This window comes from Cytobacillus kochii, assembly GCF_020171845.1.
Lineage (GTDB): Bacteria > Bacillota > Bacilli > Bacillales > Cytobacillaceae > Cytobacillus > Cytobacillus kochii.
Map to the genome: position 1 here is coordinate 162,979 of NZ_JAIVAM010000009.1, position 14,327 is coordinate 177,305.

Consider the following 14,327-nt stretch of genomic DNA (forward strand, 5'->3'; position numbering starts at 1 on the left):
AATTGTTCTTTTTTAGGATATCCTAATAAAGAGGTGATAAAAGAATGTGGTGGTTTCTTTTCTTGATTATTTCGCTTCTAGGATTTGGCCTCGTGATTGACTGGATAGCGAAGAAGAAAGGCTTAACAAAATTTGATCCGGAAGAGAATGAAAAAAATGTCCCAGATTCACAACGTATTTATACGGAGAATTATTTACAACAAATACGAAATCAAGACGATCAAGGTTTTCATTAAAATAATTAGAGGGTGTCCACGAGGGCAGCCTCTTTTTTTATTAGGATTAGTAAAAATATTTACAAATAATAAATACAGAAGTGCATCTTACTTAGAAATACTGTATTTATTAAAGGAATAAAGGCAACTTTGGAAAATAGTGAGGTAATATCAACAGTAGAGAGCACTCGATTATAAAAAGAAGTTTAAGAATAATCATGAATAAGCTTTTTGGTGAGTCTTCTAGCTTTATGAGGACTCACCTATTGTATTTTAATTTGATTGCTCATCCATAACCGTACTTAACTTTCCTTTGACCTCAGAAATTAAGCTGATTTGAATAATATTGAAAATAATAGATACCGCCAGACTGCCAATAAAGAAACCGAGTAAGGTTTTTAACTTTCTATTGATTATTTTCATCATCTTATTTGCCACTCCTTCCGTTAATATTAGGTATTTTTAGCTTTTATTTGTAAATTATGTATGTCGAGAAAGCCATGAATAATGAATAAAAAACGATCTCTTGAAACATATTGAGAATGAGGCTAATTGTGAAGGAGGTAAAGTTATGAGTAAGGAGGAATATCTAACAGCATTACATATAGATAGTAAACAACTTCAACAATTGCTATCTGAATATTGGAAGGCATATTCTGACTATACGCATTGGCAATTTTGGATGGTACTCTTTCTCTTTATCGCTCCTTTAGTGTTCGTCTACTTTTTTATTGATCGAAAGCGGATATTTGAGGTGTTTTTCTACGGATATACAGTGAATATGTTATGGACCTTTATCGATACAATGTTATTGCGAAAAGGTTTGTTTATTCATAATTATTTTCTTATTCCTTCATTACCAAGTGCAACGAATATGACGACCTCTTTACTTCCGGTTGTTTTTTTATTTGTTTATCAATATTGTACAAATAGACAAAGAAATTTTTACTTATATACGATTATTGTAAGTGCTATTATTGCATTTGGTTTTGCAACGATTGAAGAGAAGGTAGGCTTCGTAAGTTTTTATGGTAGTATGAATCAGTTCTATATATTTTTGATTGACATAGGGATATGTTTTACTTCCTATTGGTTCACCATATTTTTTCTAAGGTTAAAAGAAAATGCGTTTGCCAATAATTGAAAAAGAAATGTTCTAATGCAGTTGGAGTGCTAATTAAGGCTCCCCTTTTGGTAATTGATAATAGAAAGGTCTTTATCGTCATGTCTATGACGATAAAGACCTTTTTCACATTTATATAGCTCTCACTTTCATTTGCATATAAACAAGGGATTATAAAAAGTGTGCATGAGAAGTGGAAAGCGGTAAAGAAGCCGAACGAGAAGGATATAATGATTCATTTTAATTTTTTCCATTTATAAATTTGTGTACATACAAACACATTAAAAATAGCGAGGGAGTGAACGATAAATCGATTCACTTCCTCGCTTTAAAAACCGTTGGAGACCTTTTCTTTGCCTCCCTAGGGCATTTCTTTTTACTTAATGGCTATTTTTGATTACGGAGCTGTTGTTCACCTAAAGCAACCAGTCGTTTAGTCATTTCCCCTCCGACTGATCCGTTCGCGCGTGCAGTGGTTTCTGCGCCAAGTTGTACACCAAATTCTTGAGCGATTTCTTCTTTCATTTGATTTAATACTTGACCTGATTCGGGAACGACTAATTTATTTCTGCTCATTGAACAAATCACTCCTTCGTCATTTTGAGCAAGTGTAACATTGCTCTTTTATAAGGTTTCCTAATGTAAGGGCTATCATTCATATGGGTAAAAACTAACAGGTAAAAAGATGAGTAAATTTTCTAAAAAATATAAAATCGAGCATTGACTTATGAGAATTTTGCGATAAAATAAGAATAACTTAGTAGATGTCATATAATCTAACATCTATTAGTTAAGTTATATGACGTAAGAAGTGGAGGAGAAAAGATATGGATGAAATATTTTATCTGAACAGTGTGTGGACAATGATTGCTGCAATTTTAGTTATTTTTATGATTGGTGGATTTATATTACTTGAAGCAGGTTCTACACGAATGAAAAATGCAGGTCATATTACCGGGAAAACTATTTTTACAGTGGGATTAACCTTCCTTGTTTTCTGGGCTGTAGGCTATGGATTTATATTTGGAGGAAATGCGAATTTCTTTGTTGGCATGACGGACTTCTTCTATTCAGGCGCTGAAAGTGGAGAATCAGGTTTATCTGATACGGTTTTCTTTGTATTCCAAAGTGCCTTTGCTGCTATTGCTGTTTGTATCGCCTTAGGTGGTTTTGCTGAGAGAGCAAAGTTCCCAGTCTACGTTGTTTTTACTATTTTATTCTCTGCTGTTATTTACCCGGTTGTTGCACATTGGATATGGGGCGGAGGCTGGTTAGCGGGGCATGAGAAGCAAGATTTCGCAGGCTCAACAGTTGTCCATTTAACAGGTGCAATGGCGGCCTTAGCAGCAACTATTTTATTAAAGCCTCGTATCGGGAAGTTCAATAAAGATGGTTCTAGTAACAATATTGCGGGACATAACCAAGTCTATACTTCATTAGCTGTACTTATTCTTTGGGTAGGCTGGTTTGGATTTAATGCAGGTAGTACGACATCAGTTGATAGTGCGTTTTTCGGATTTGTTGCACTAAACACGAATTTAGCTGCGGCGATGGGTGCGGTTGCAGCGTTAGCTATCTCTTGGATCGTTCTTGGTAAATCTGATATTGTTACAACATTAAATGGTGCACTTGCAGGTTTAGTTGCCATTACGGCATCTTGTGCTTTCGTTGAACCCTGGGCTGCTGTTGTTATAGGTTTAGTTGCCGGGCTTTTAGTATTCTTTAGTGTAAAGTTCTTTGATAAAATGAAAATTGATGATCCAATCTTCGCATTATCTGTTCATGGTGCAGCTGGAGTATGGGGTACTTTATCTACAGGATTCTTTGCAACACCAGAATTAGCGGAACAGGTAACTGGTCAAGCAGGATTATTCTATGGTGGCGGATTTGGCCAATTAGGCGTTCAAGCGTTAGGAGTTGTAACATCTGGACTTTTTGCCTTTGTTGCTTCATTTGTCATTCTCTTTGTAATGAAGAAAGTAATGAATGGTCTCCGTGTTAGTGAAGAAGAAGAAGTGATGGGCTTAGACATGAGTGAACATGGTAACTATGGTTATCCAGAAGAGTTTATGTCAAGTGAGAAACAAACGAAATTAACATCATAAGGTCAAGCCTCCTATAGTGGGAGGCTTTTACCCTCTGTAAGGAAGTGTTGTTTTTGCCAACGGATGATTTTGAGACATATGAAGCGATTAGAGATTGGCGGGATTATGAATTAACTGTGAAAAAGTTTAATCAAGTGCAATTAAACAATTTTCATGATGAAGTAATGAGAGCTACGTTTCATTATGCAGTGAGAAAATTAGGGGAAAAACCACCGAGCGGGTTTGCTTGGTTTATAACAGGTAGCGGTGGAAGAGAAGAGCAAGGTTATATAAGTGATCAAGATCATGGCATCATATATGAAGAAAAAGGAACCACTTTACAAAGATATTTTCATCAGTTAGGCAAAGAATTAGCCCACGGGCTCAACATTGTTGGTTACCCTTACTGTGACGGGAATATTATGAGTAGTAATCCTCTTTGGTGTAAGTCACAACCTGAGTGGTTTGAGCAACTACAGTCATGGCTAGATGAAAAATCTTGGGCAACAATGAGGCATCTGCAAATATTCTTTGATGCAAGAGTGTTAGTGGGAGAAAGCGAATATATTAATCATTTAAAGAAAAGTGTACATGAGGCAGTCCAAAAAAATCCTCATAGCTTAAAGAGATTATTGGATAATATACAGCATATAAAAACCTCTATTGGACCGTTGGGGCAAATATTAACGGAAAATCATGGATCACATAAAGGGGAAATCAATATAAAGTACGCAGCATTCTTACCTTTCGTTAATGGCATTCGATTACTTTCTATAAAGGAGGGAATAGTTGAAAGCTCGACTTTGTCACGGTTAGAAAGATTAATGTGTAAAGAGCCATATAAACACGTATTATTACCGTATCATCATGATTTCCAACAGCTACTAAAATTACGGCATTCACTACTTACCCATATGTCAACCTATGAAGATGGCCATTATTTAAATGTGAGAAACATGAATAGGGAAGAAAAAAGTAAGATAAAGGTGATTTTGAAAAATGGCAGAAGACTCCATCAATATGTAGAAGATGTAATTGAGCAGGAAGTGAAATAATGGCTTTTGAACCTTTTTTTCAATTTGTCCGAAAGTTAAATCAAACGAGGTTCGGTGGGCTCCAGACGCAAGACTCTAAATCAATGGCTTTCATGAGACAGCTTCAAAAAGATTTAAATCAAGATCGAATGATACAAACGTCATTAAATCAAATGAGTGCTGTAGTTGTCGATATAGAAACAACGGGGTTTAGTCCAGATAATGGTGATCAGATACTATCTATTGGAGCTGTCAAAATTCTAAATGGAAGAATTGATCATGACAATTACTTTTACTCTTTAATACAATATGAAAAAGATTTAGCTTCATCAATAAAGCATTTAACGGGATTGAAGGAAGAGGAGTTAAAAAATGCGCCACCTTTAGCAGATGTGTTAATGGATTTTTTGAAATATACGGAGAGCTTACCTTTCATTGCTCATCATTCAAACCATGAAAAGCGCTTCTTTCAGCATGCGTTTTGGCAGCTTTATCGAACATCATTTAAACATCGCGTATTCGATACCTCCTTTTTATATCGTATCATTGATACAGTGGATCACTCTGTTAGGCTAGAGACATTATGTGAAAAAAATCAGATTGAAGTCAAACATCGTCATCATGCTTTAGGCGATGCCATGTTAACAGCCAAACTTTGGGTATGTTATGTTGAAAAAGTGAAAGAAAAGGGCTGTTTTACAATGCAAGATGTTTATGAAAAGTTAGCTCGGATACCTTAATTGAGGCCACAGATGATTGAACTGTGGTTTTTTTTATGAAAAGAATTTCAAGTAGTGACATTTGTCATGTGAAGGGGGTGACATCACACACTAAACGGACAAGTAAACCATCTCATATAATTTTAATGAGGGATTGGTGTTTATGGAATCCATTATTGCTACGAAACATTTGACTAAAAGGTATAAGGATCTATCGGCAGTTAACGATGTGTCTTTTGAAGTTGAAAAAGGGGAGTTATTAGCTGTACTAGGGAAGAATGGGGCTGGAAAATCAACAACCTTGCTGATGTTATTAGGGTTAGTTAAACCAACCTCAGGAAATATACTGATCTTAAATAAACAACCCCATGAGCGAGCGGTGAAAGAAAGAATTGGTGTGATGCTCCAAGAGGTCAGTGTCATTGATGCATTGTCTGTGAAAGAAGTATTACTCATGTTTAGTAGTTATTATGAAAACCCTTTACGTTTAGAAGAAGTGTTGGAAATTACAGGTATCCCTATAGAGATGCTTAAGAAAAAGGCATATAAACTCTCGGGTGGTCAAAAAAGAAGGTTGAATTTTGCATTAGCCATTATAAGTAATCCGCAAATCATTTTTTTAGATGAGCCAACTGTTGGTATGGATAGTACGGTTAGGAGAAAATTTTGGCAAGCGATACAATATTTAAATGATGAAGGTAAAACGGTTATTTTTACCACTCATTATTTACAAGAAGCTGATGATGTTGCCAAAAGAATTATGTTATTTAATCAAGGGAAGGTGATTGCTGATGGAACACCTTTACAATTAAAAAGTCACTTATCTGATGGGGCTATCTCGTTTAAATCAGATCAGGTTGATATCAGCTTGCTACAAACATTTTCTCATGTCATAAGCGCGAAAATAACTGATCAACGGATTGTGTTAACAACCTCTTCCACTGATGCGCTTTTGGGGGAGTTATTTGAAAAAAAGGTTGTTATGCGAGACATTCATTTACACCGGGCAAGACTTGAAGATGCGTTTGAATTATTAACAGTAGAAAGGGGAATCAGTGAATGAGAGGATGGTTGATGCAGACAAAAGTAGAGATATTACGGATATTTAGAAATCCTTATTTTGTTTTTTGGTCATTATTTATGCCTATCGTTTTTTATTTTGTTTTTACAAATATATTCAATACTGGAATGGGTGACAGTTGGAACAGTCGGTTCTTAATGTCCGTTACTTGTTTTAGTGTGATGGGGACGAGTATTTTGACGTTGGGCATTCGATTAGTAGAAGAAAAGGCTCATGGTTGGTCCAATTTAATGAGAACAACCCCGCTGAGCTCAAGTGTTTATTTCTCAGCAAAAATGGTTGGGCAAACGATGATTCACATTTGTTCTGTAGCCATTATTTTTGTTGTTGGTGCGGTAATAAATGGAGTTAATTTGAGCGTTTGGCAATGGCTGACAAGTGCGTTATGGATATTAATTGGCGCTTTACCTTTTCTCGCTATTGGAACAATTATTGGTGCAATGAACAAGGTGGAGACAGCTGCTGGAATCAGTAATTTCTTTTATATGGTTTTAGCTTTCATGGGGGGGTTATTTATGCCAATTGAAGTGTTGCCATCTATTTTTAAGTCCATTGCTAAAGCAATTCCCTCTTATCATTATGGAGCGGGCGTATGGGAGATTACAGAAGGTGGCACCCCTTCTTTGCTGAATATTGCTGTATTAGCAGGATATTTCCTTCTATTTGTAGTATTAAGTATTTATATTAGAAGAAAGCAAGAAGTGGTGGTGTAAGCTTTTTGGGTTATAAGATATTTCCTGTCAAATATGGTTTTCTCCCATATGTTTTTTTGATCTATTTAATGTTTCCGATTGTTGTTTTAATAAATGAAACAGGGGTAAAGGCAGTGGTTGGATGGATGCTTTTATGCCTTTTTTTTCTATCTTATAGGAAACTTTTCTTTGATCCACCAATATCCTCTTATATGGGTTGGTTAATACTACAATTGATCATTATTATTATTTTTGCCTATTTTTATCAACCTTCATTAGTATTACTCGGGTTCTATTGTGCAAATTTTATCGGGTGGCTGCGTAACTCTAAGATGTTTATCATTAGTATGATTTTATTTGTCATCTCTTCCAGTTTACCTGTTATTTTACAATATGAAATGTTGAGCGAATACTTTTATCTCGTCGTAATGGTTGTTGTTATGGTTATATCTCCTTTTGGTATTCACTCCATGTCGACGAAAATGGAGTTAGAAGAAAAATTAAATGAAGCAAACGAACAGATTGAAGTATTAATTAAAAGAGAAGAGAGAATGAGGATAGCTCGGGATTTACATGATACACTCGGACATACACTATCTTATATAACATTAAAATCTCAACTCGTAGCAAAAATGACTAAGCATCAAGCAAATCCCCAAGTTGTCACCAAAGAGGTAAATGAAATCGAGCGGACTTCACGGATTGCCTTAAAACAAGTAAGAGAGTTAGTGGCAGACATGCGAGTTTTAACAATTGCTGAAACGATTAGTGATTGCAAAGGGATATTAAATTCAGCCAATATTACGCTGGAGGTAACAGGGCTGAATAGATGTGACAATATAACATCAATGATGCAAAATATGATTAGTATGTGTATAAAAGAAGGAATTACAAATATCGTTAAGCATTCTCGGGCGACTCATTGTGTAATTGGATTATCGCAAAATAACTTAGGGATAGAGGTAACTATTTCAGACAATGGAGTAGGGTTTAATCGAGACACGAAATTAGGGAATGGTTTAAAAGGCATGTCGGAACGTCTAGAGTTAGTTGAAGGTAGTTTGAAGTTTTTTCATTATGAAAGAGGGTTATCTGTCAATGTATTCATTCCAATTGTAGAAAGAAAGTTCGGAGGTGCTTAAATGATATGATAAGAGTTTTAATAGCTGAAGATCAGCAGATGTTAAGAGGAGCGTTAAGTACATTATTAAACTATGAGGAAGATATAGAAGTCATAGCGCAAGCGAATAATGGAAAAGAAGCAACAGAATTAATTCATCAATTGGCACCAGATGTATGTTTATTAGATATTGAAATGCCTATAAAGAGTGGATTAGATTTAGCAGAGGAAATATTTGAAGCAAAGTCATTATGTAAAGTTATTATTTTAACAACGTTTGCTAGAACAGGCTATTTTGAACGGGCAATAGGAGCAGGAGTTCACGGATACTTGTTAAAAGATGGACCGAGTGAAGAATTAGCTGAAGCCATTAGGCGTGTGGTGAATGGTCAGAGAATGTTTTCTCCGGAGCTGGTATTTAATCAATTGAAACAAGATAACCCACTCACTTCCAGGGAAAAGGAAGTGTTGAAGCTTGTTGCATCGGGTTTAACTTCAAAGGAGGTTTCGGCGCACCTTTTTTTGTCTGCTGGAACGGTGCGCAATTATATGTCAGAAATCATTAATAAGTTAGAGGCAAAGAATAGGATTGAAGCAATAACTAAAGCAAAGGAGAAAGGTTGGATATAGTGGTTTACATAAAAGGTGGAACGCCCTTACTAAATTCAGTTATTAATGTAGAAATTGATTGTAATTGTTGATCATCCAAGTCAAATGCTACCTTGACTTTATTTTCTAAATCCGATGTGACTCGTCTTTTACCAACTTCAACAAGTGCGATGAGCGAGAAGCTGCAGCTCACAATTCGAGCGAAGTCTCGTTGTGTCATATTATAACTTTTTCTAATAAATTTTATCATATCTTTATTCATATTTTTACTCAAATTCATCACCTACTATTATTGCAAATTTAAAATCACGCTCTCTATAAAATTAGCACTTTTTTACGTTGTTTGTCAAAGTATATTGTTGACAAATAACATTTTACCTGTTAGCGAATGAGTTGTTTCCTCATTGTAAAGATATAGTAGACAACAGTTATCTTCATTCTAATTGATTGCCAATAATAATAAAAAAAGAGACTGGGATTCATACTTTCCCAGTCTGCTTCAGATTAGACAATTTCTATGTTAGTTGTCTTTTGACTTCGTTGGTCAATTATTTTCTTAATGTAAATGATTAACACGATGATCGATAAGACTGTCCCAATTGTTAAAGATATTGGATAAGATAATTGCAATCCTTCAGGTGCGTAAAATATATAAGTAGCAGAGACCCCTGTCATGAACATTGCTGGAATTCCTGTTATAAGGTGCTGCTTATTAGATTTTAGTAGGAAACTTGTTGCTGTCCAAAGCATGATCGTGGCAGATAATTGGTTGGTCCAACCAACATATCTCCATAAAAAGGAATAATCAATCGTTGCTAAAAGAAATGTCGGGACACCCACTAATAATGTGACAAGTAGTACCTGTCCATTCCCTTTAAAGTTCAAGTACTTTGAAATAGTTTCAGAAAGCATCATTCTCGATGAACGTAACGCAGTATCTCCTGTTGTAATAGGTAGAATAATAACACCAAGTATCGCTAAAATGCCCCCTAATGTACCTAAAAGTGAAATGGAAATTTCATTCACCACTCCTGCTGGCCCTCCGTTCGCTAAAGCTTCCTGTAAGCCCCCTGTTCCCCCGAAGAAGGTCATTCCTGCTGCTGCCCAAATAAGGGCGATGATTCCTTCGCCAATCATTGCTCCGTAAAACACTTTTCTTCCATCAGACTCTTTCTTTAATGTTTTTGATACAATTGGACTTTGTGTGGCGTGGAAACCAGATATTGCTCCACATGAAATGGTAACCATTAATAGTGGCCAAATCGGCAATTCTTCAGGGTGTAAATTGCTAAAAGTTAAATTTGGAATAGGTTGGCCATTAAATAGTAAAGCGATACCAATGGACACAGCCATAAAGATTAAAATTGCACCGAATATCGGATAAATTCTACCAATAATTTGGTTAATCGGGAGAACCGCTGCAATAATGAAATAAGCAAATACAATCATTAAAGATACAGTAAAACTAAGTGGAGTAATAGAAGAAATCAATTGGGCTGGGCTTGCTGTAAAAGCAGCAGCTACCAAAATCATTAATATAATGGATAATATATTAATAAAAACCTTCATTCCATTCCCTAGATATCTACCAACGAGATTAGGAAATTGTTCTCCCTTATGTTTGAGTGAAAGCATTCCTGAAAAATAATCATGTACAGCTCCAGCGAAAATACAGCCAATAACAATCCATATAAACGCGACGGGCCCGTATAATGCCCCCATTAATGCGCCAAATATCGGACCGGTGCCGGCAATATTTAATAGTTGAATAAGATTTCCTTTCCACCAGCTCATTGGGACAAAGTCCATGCCGTCTGCCTCCGTATATGCTGGGGTTTTTCTGCTATCATCGATACTAAAAACTTTCTCTACGAATTTCGAATAAAACATATATCCAAGAATAAGTAATACAATTGCTACAAGGAATGTTACCATAGTTAAGTGCCTCCTGCTGATGTGAAATATTTCTGAAACTTTGGAATATATGATGTATTGTAAGTGCTTTTTCGCTGTAAAGCAATACTTTTTCAGAAAAATGTTATTTTTATATAATTTTCTAATAGATGAACTTATTATTGGCTATTATGAACCTCTGAACGGGGCAGAACATAATTTGGTATTATATGTTGTCAGAAGAAAAATAAATAAAGGGAGGTAAGTGTTTATGACCATTATTATTCAGTCACAGGAGAAGCCCCCTATTCATTCATTTAGTCCTATACAACAAGATATTTATAGAGCGCTTGATTCTTCACCACAGCAATTTTTTTATGATTCTGCTTTTGTTTTTGAATTTGAGCTACTATTAAGAGAAAAACTAATTCAAGCCGCTTACCAATTACATGAAAGTAAAGCAGAGTTCGCTCCATTTGATGTATCAAGATTTAATCCTCAGATTTGGACAAAAACGAAGTACGGTTATGTATTAAAACCATATATATTACCCTCGGATGCGATAATGGACGTGTTTCATAATAGCCACTTATATGCATTTGAATGTTCTACAGCTATTGTATTGTTATTTTATAAATCAGTATTGGATTCGATTTCGATTAGTCGATTTAACACGTTATTTCAAGGTCTTTTAGTTTGGGATTGGAATTATGATCAAGACTTAGGTATAGATACACGGATAGGAAGAGATTTCATACCAGGAGATGTTGTTTACTTTTATAATCCCGATTTCGAACATCCAATATGGACGGGAGAAAATGCAGTCTATTTAGGTAATGACCGATACTTTGGACACGGAGTAGGATTGGAAAGTGAGAGAGGGATGATAGAAGCATTGAATACGCTAAGAAAGCCAGGATCGACACAGGATGCGTATCTTATTTCACAACATAGTCGCTTAAGTTACAAATACCTTTCACAATTTGCACGTAGAGTACCACATCAGAATTACGATTCTTCTATTTTCCAATTACTTTAATAGTAATACTTAATATGTCTCATAAAGGCATATTTTTTTTGTTCGTGGGCATACAAAAAATAGTAACTTTATTGGTGCCTTAAGGAGTTTTTTATATGAAATTAATTGATGTATTTAACTTATTACAAACGGACTTAAAAGAAAGTGATCATGAACTAGTGAAAGGTTTAACAACAGATTCAAGGAAAGTAAAAGGAGGATATTTATTTATTGCCATTTCCGGTTTTGAAAAGGATGGGCATAAATATATAGAAGAAGCAATTAAAAATGGAGCGATTGCTGTGATAGGGGAAAAGCGATTATCGCTCACTGTTCCATATATTACAGTTCGGGATTCTAGAAAAACATTAGGCATTTTAGCAAGCATATTTTATGCGCACCCCAGCAAAAAACATCGCTTAATTGGGATAACGGGCACAAATGGTAAAACAACTACAGCTTATCTCATCCACCATCTCCTGAAAGAAGCAGGGTATTCTTGTGGAATGATAGGCACGATAGAAAATAATATTAATAACCAAACAAAAAAAGCTAAAAATACAACTCCAGACGCATTAGAACTACAATCTTTATTAGCCGAAAGTAGGGATGATTTTATCATACTAGAAATTTCATCCCATGCACTCCATCAACATCGTACAGAAGGATTACAGCTTGATATAGCTATTTTTACAAATTTAACTCATGACCATATGGATTATCATCATACGATTGAAGAGTATTACAGCGAGAAAAAGAAAATCTTTTCTCTACTAAAAGATGAAGGTGTTGGATTAGTAAACATTGAGGATACATGGGGAGCGAAAATAGCACTTGAGCAGGAGCATAATAAAATAAAAACAATTGGTACAACTGGGGATTATGAGTTGCAGCTCATGTTTAAAGATGCAAAATATCAGTTGAAATTATCAAATGTTAAAAGAGATACTATTGTAGCAGATTCACCATTACCGGGGAAACATAACCTTTATAATACAGCTATCGCTATTGCTGCTTGTCTTGAATCGGGCATATCAAAAGAGGTAATATCGCAAGGATTAATGAATTTTAGAGGAGTACCTGGTAGATGGGAGAGATTTCATAATAAGAAAGGGGCCGTATTTATTATTGATTATGCTCATACAGAAGATGCTCTCACCTACCTTCTTCAAACAGCTAAGGAAAATAGAGCAAAAAAAATATATATGGTTTTTGGATTTCGAGGGAAAAGGGATAAAAGCAAGAGAGTTAAAATGGTGAAGGTGGCATCTACTTATTGTCGGCAGTTTATCCTGACATCAGATGATATAAATGGGGAGAGTAAAACGGTTGTAGAAGAAGAGTTAAATAACTTAACAAAACCATTTACAAATGGGGAAGTCATTATGGATCGAACAATGGCTATAAAGAAAATGTGGGAAATAGGAGGAAGTGGTGATTGGATATTTGTTATTGGGAAGGGGCATGAGAATTACCAAGATATTTTTCACCTTCAAACGAAAAATGACATTGAAACCATCCAATATTTAATAGAATGGGAAAAAGGTGAAGATCGTTAATATTTATTCCTCACTTTGAGCTAATAACGATAAATGATCAGTGACAATTGCGTCAATATCCCAACACCTCACACTAGCGAATTGTTTTTTAGTATTAATTGTCCAGATAATTGTTCTTAATTGAGCTTGTTTCATTGCGGACATCACTTTTTTGTTTACCATTGTCCACTTCAAACTCACATAATTAAATTCCTGCGCTATTCTTTTTATGTCTTTAGTTTGAAGGGGGTAATTGACTAATAAGGCCAATTTCACCGAGGGCATGAGCGTTTTTATCTTCCTTAGTGAGTCGAGGTTGAAAGACTGAATTATGATTGAATCAGTAGAATATTGCATCAGTAAAGAATGTAGTAAGCTTTCAATGCCTGGGTTTTTTTCAGGCTTTTTTAATTCAATTAAAATACCTATCTGATTGTAATATTTATTCAATACATCTTTGAGTAATGGAATTTTTTCACCTTGGAAGGTTTGAGAGAACCAACTCCCGGCATCAAATTGGCATAACTCTTCATATGTATAATCAGATACTTTACCTGTCCCATTTGTTGTTCGATCAATTGTTGCATCATGTATGACAACGATTTGTCGGTCTTTAGTTAACTGGATATCTAATTCAATCATGTCAGCACCTAATTGAAGCGCACGCTCAAAAGCAATCATGGTATTCTCTGGACATGTTCCGGCAGCACCTCTATGAGCAATTTTTTGAAAGCTGGGATGAAAGAACTTGTTTTGTTTCTTAAACATTAATGCCAATTTAGCATTAATCGTATGATAAGCTCTTCTCACTTGTCTCATTCTGATGCCCCTTTCTCATGATTTTTGCTTATCGTAAATGACGATGACACCTGTTGTCAATCCCAGTCCTCATATTTAATTTTACCACCAGTCAATGCGATTGTTTGATGTTCCCCTTGATATATTAGCTTACCATCCTTCTTTACTACTAATTTTTCATAGGTAAACACTTTTTGCCCTGAAGGTAGTTGAACAACAATTTTCTCGCCATAATCAGTCTTAGGTGCTTCAATAACAATGATACTTCTACTATAAAAGTAAAGTGATGTAATAGCAGTAATCATAAGTGCTATGAGAAGAATCAGTATTTTATCTAAATTAAAATGTTGCTTTCTATTCCTTTCTTGACGTGTCAAACCGTTCCCTCCTATTCTATATTCAA

The 14,327-nt window shown here is 35.3% G+C and carries 17 protein-coding genes; 11 read left to right on the forward strand and 6 right to left on the reverse strand.

The window, feature by feature from the left end; genetic code table 11:
• Positions 1–44 precede the first annotated feature (44 nt).
• Positions 45–236: a hypothetical protein gene (locus LCM23_RS15555; RefSeq protein ID WP_224937772.1), complete on the forward strand. Its 192-nt coding sequence runs from the start codon at positions 45–47 to the stop codon at positions 234–236.
• Positions 237–488: 252 nt separating this feature from the next.
• Here LCM23_RS15555 and LCM23_RS15560 read toward each other — a convergent pair whose 3' ends face one another.
• Positions 489–641, reverse strand: a complete 153-nt coding sequence (locus tag LCM23_RS15560; protein ID WP_224937773.1) for a hypothetical protein — start codon at positions 639–641, stop codon at positions 489–491.
• 145 nt (positions 642–786) lie between these two features.
• Between LCM23_RS15560 and LCM23_RS15565 the strand changes: the two genes are divergently transcribed.
• Complete coding sequence (locus tag LCM23_RS15565) at positions 787–1,359, forward strand: hypothetical protein (protein ID WP_224937774.1); 573 nt, start codon at positions 787–789, stop codon at positions 1,357–1,359.
• Positions 1,360–1,725: 366 nt separating this feature from the next.
• Here LCM23_RS15565 and LCM23_RS15570 read toward each other — a convergent pair whose 3' ends face one another.
• Entirely contained in the window at positions 1,726–1,914 is a 189-nt protein-coding gene (locus tag LCM23_RS15570) for an alpha/beta-type small acid-soluble spore protein (RefSeq protein WP_095369762.1), read from the reverse strand.
• Positions 1,915–2,165: 251 nt separating this feature from the next.
• On the opposite strand from LCM23_RS15570, the gene LCM23_RS15575 reads away from it, so the two are divergent.
• The 7 genes from LCM23_RS15575 to LCM23_RS15605 all read left to right on the forward strand — a co-directional run bounded on the left by LCM23_RS15575 (position 2,166) and on the right by LCM23_RS15605 (position 8,698).
• Positions 2,166–3,443 carry an ammonium transporter gene (locus LCM23_RS15575; RefSeq protein ID WP_224937775.1) on the forward strand — a complete coding sequence of 426 codons (1,278 nt, stop codon included), beginning with the start codon at positions 2,166–2,168 and terminating at the stop codon, positions 3,441–3,443.
• Positions 3,444–3,496: 53 nt separating this feature from the next.
• Positions 3,497–4,477 (forward strand): DUF294 nucleotidyltransferase-like domain-containing protein, encoded by a 981-nt coding sequence (locus LCM23_RS15580; protein ID WP_224937776.1) that lies wholly within the window; start codon positions 3,497–3,499, stop codon positions 4,475–4,477.
• On the forward strand, positions 4,477–5,196 hold the full coding sequence (locus LCM23_RS15585; protein ID WP_224937777.1) for an exonuclease domain-containing protein: 720 nt from the start codon (positions 4,477–4,479) through the stop codon (positions 5,194–5,196). Before LCM23_RS15580 ends, LCM23_RS15585 begins: the two co-directional genes overlap by 1 nt.
• A 142-nt stretch (positions 5,197–5,338) precedes the next feature.
• Positions 5,339–6,238, forward strand: coding sequence for an ABC transporter ATP-binding protein (locus tag LCM23_RS15590; protein ID WP_224937778.1), 900 nt, complete (start codon positions 5,339–5,341; stop codon positions 6,236–6,238).
• A complete protein-coding gene (locus LCM23_RS15595; RefSeq protein ID WP_224937779.1) occupies positions 6,235–6,969 on the forward strand; it encodes an ABC transporter permease in 735 nt (244 codons plus the stop codon). The genes LCM23_RS15590 and LCM23_RS15595 overlap by 4 nt, the downstream gene beginning before the upstream one ends.
• Before the next feature lie 5 nt (positions 6,970–6,974).
• Complete coding sequence (locus LCM23_RS15600) at positions 6,975–8,090, forward strand: sensor histidine kinase (RefSeq protein WP_224937780.1); 1,116 nt, start codon at positions 6,975–6,977, stop codon at positions 8,088–8,090.
• A 5-nt stretch (positions 8,091–8,095) separates the two neighbouring features.
• Positions 8,096–8,698: a response regulator transcription factor gene (locus LCM23_RS15605; protein ID WP_224937781.1), complete on the forward strand. Its 603-nt coding sequence runs from the start codon at positions 8,096–8,098 to the stop codon at positions 8,696–8,698.
• A gap of 4 nt (positions 8,699–8,702) precedes the next feature.
• Here LCM23_RS15605 and LCM23_RS15610 read toward each other — a convergent pair whose 3' ends face one another.
• Both LCM23_RS15610 and LCM23_RS15615 read right to left on the reverse strand, forming a co-directional pair.
• Entirely contained in the window at positions 8,703–8,951 is a 249-nt protein-coding gene (locus LCM23_RS15610; RefSeq protein ID WP_306469957.1) for a helix-turn-helix domain-containing protein, read from the reverse strand.
• A gap of 230 nt (positions 8,952–9,181) precedes the next feature.
• Positions 9,182–10,612, reverse strand: a complete 1,431-nt coding sequence (locus LCM23_RS15615) for a carbon starvation CstA family protein (RefSeq protein ID WP_224937782.1) — start codon at positions 10,610–10,612, stop codon at positions 9,182–9,184.
• A gap of 229 nt (positions 10,613–10,841) precedes the next feature.
• Here LCM23_RS15615 and LCM23_RS15620 point away from each other — a divergent pair, with 229 nt between their 5' ends.
• Both LCM23_RS15620 and LCM23_RS15625 read left to right on the forward strand, forming a co-directional pair.
• On the forward strand, positions 10,842–11,609 hold the full coding sequence (locus tag LCM23_RS15620; RefSeq protein ID WP_224937783.1) for a protein-glutamine gamma-glutamyltransferase: 768 nt from the start codon (positions 10,842–10,844) through the stop codon (positions 11,607–11,609).
• A gap of 95 nt (positions 11,610–11,704) precedes the next feature.
• Positions 11,705–13,147: a UDP-N-acetylmuramoyl-L-alanyl-D-glutamate--2,6-diaminopimelate ligase gene (locus LCM23_RS15625; RefSeq protein ID WP_224937784.1), complete on the forward strand. Its 1,443-nt coding sequence runs from the start codon at positions 11,705–11,707 to the stop codon at positions 13,145–13,147.
• 3 nt (positions 13,148–13,150) lie between these two features.
• Here the strand turns inward: LCM23_RS15625 and LCM23_RS15630 are convergent, their stop codons facing one another.
• Together LCM23_RS15630 and LCM23_RS15635 are read right to left on the reverse strand one after the other, a co-directional pair.
• The gene (locus LCM23_RS15630; RefSeq protein ID WP_224937785.1) at positions 13,151–13,945 is read right to left on the reverse strand and encodes a glycerophosphodiester phosphodiesterase; all 795 of its coding nucleotides are present in this window, start codon (positions 13,943–13,945) and stop codon (positions 13,151–13,153) included.
• Positions 13,946–14,001: 56 nt separating this feature from the next.
• Positions 14,002–14,301, reverse strand: a complete 300-nt coding sequence (locus LCM23_RS15635; protein WP_224937786.1) for a hypothetical protein — start codon at positions 14,299–14,301, stop codon at positions 14,002–14,004.
• Between the last annotated feature and the right edge of the window lie 26 nt (positions 14,302–14,327).

Bases quoted from the DNA above. Each gene is read 5' to 3' on its own strand.
- LCM23_RS15555 (WP_224937772.1), top strand. From the start codon at position 45: ATGTGGTGGTTTCTTTTCTTGATTATTTCGCTTCTAGGATTTGGCCTC.
- LCM23_RS15560 (WP_224937773.1), bottom strand. From the start codon at position 641: ATGATGAAAATAATCAATAGAAAGTTAAAAACCTTACTCGGTTTCTTT.
- LCM23_RS15565 (WP_224937774.1), top strand. From the start codon at position 787: ATGAGTAAGGAGGAATATCTAACAGCATTACATATAGATAGTAAACAA.
- LCM23_RS15570 (WP_095369762.1), bottom strand. From the start codon at position 1,914: ATGAGCAGAAATAAATTAGTCGTTCCCGAATCAGGTCAAGTATTAAAT.
- LCM23_RS15575 (WP_224937775.1), top strand. From the start codon at position 2,166: ATGGATGAAATATTTTATCTGAACAGTGTGTGGACAATGATTGCTGCA.
- LCM23_RS15585 (WP_224937777.1), top strand. From the start codon at position 4,477: ATGGCTTTTGAACCTTTTTTTCAATTTGTCCGAAAGTTAAATCAAACG.
- LCM23_RS15590 (WP_224937778.1), top strand. From the start codon at position 5,339: ATGGAATCCATTATTGCTACGAAACATTTGACTAAAAGGTATAAGGAT.
- LCM23_RS15595 (WP_224937779.1), top strand. From the start codon at position 6,235: ATGAGAGGATGGTTGATGCAGACAAAAGTAGAGATATTACGGATATTT.
- LCM23_RS15605 (WP_224937781.1), top strand. From the start codon at position 8,096: ATGATAAGAGTTTTAATAGCTGAAGATCAGCAGATGTTAAGAGGAGCG.
- LCM23_RS15615 (WP_224937782.1), bottom strand. From the start codon at position 10,612: ATGGTAACATTCCTTGTAGCAATTGTATTACTTATTCTTGGATATATG.
- LCM23_RS15620 (WP_224937783.1), top strand. From the start codon at position 10,842: ATGACCATTATTATTCAGTCACAGGAGAAGCCCCCTATTCATTCATTT.
- LCM23_RS15625 (WP_224937784.1), top strand. From the start codon at position 11,705: ATGAAATTAATTGATGTATTTAACTTATTACAAACGGACTTAAAAGAA.
- LCM23_RS15630 (WP_224937785.1), bottom strand. From the start codon at position 13,945: ATGAGACAAGTGAGAAGAGCTTATCATACGATTAATGCTAAATTGGCA.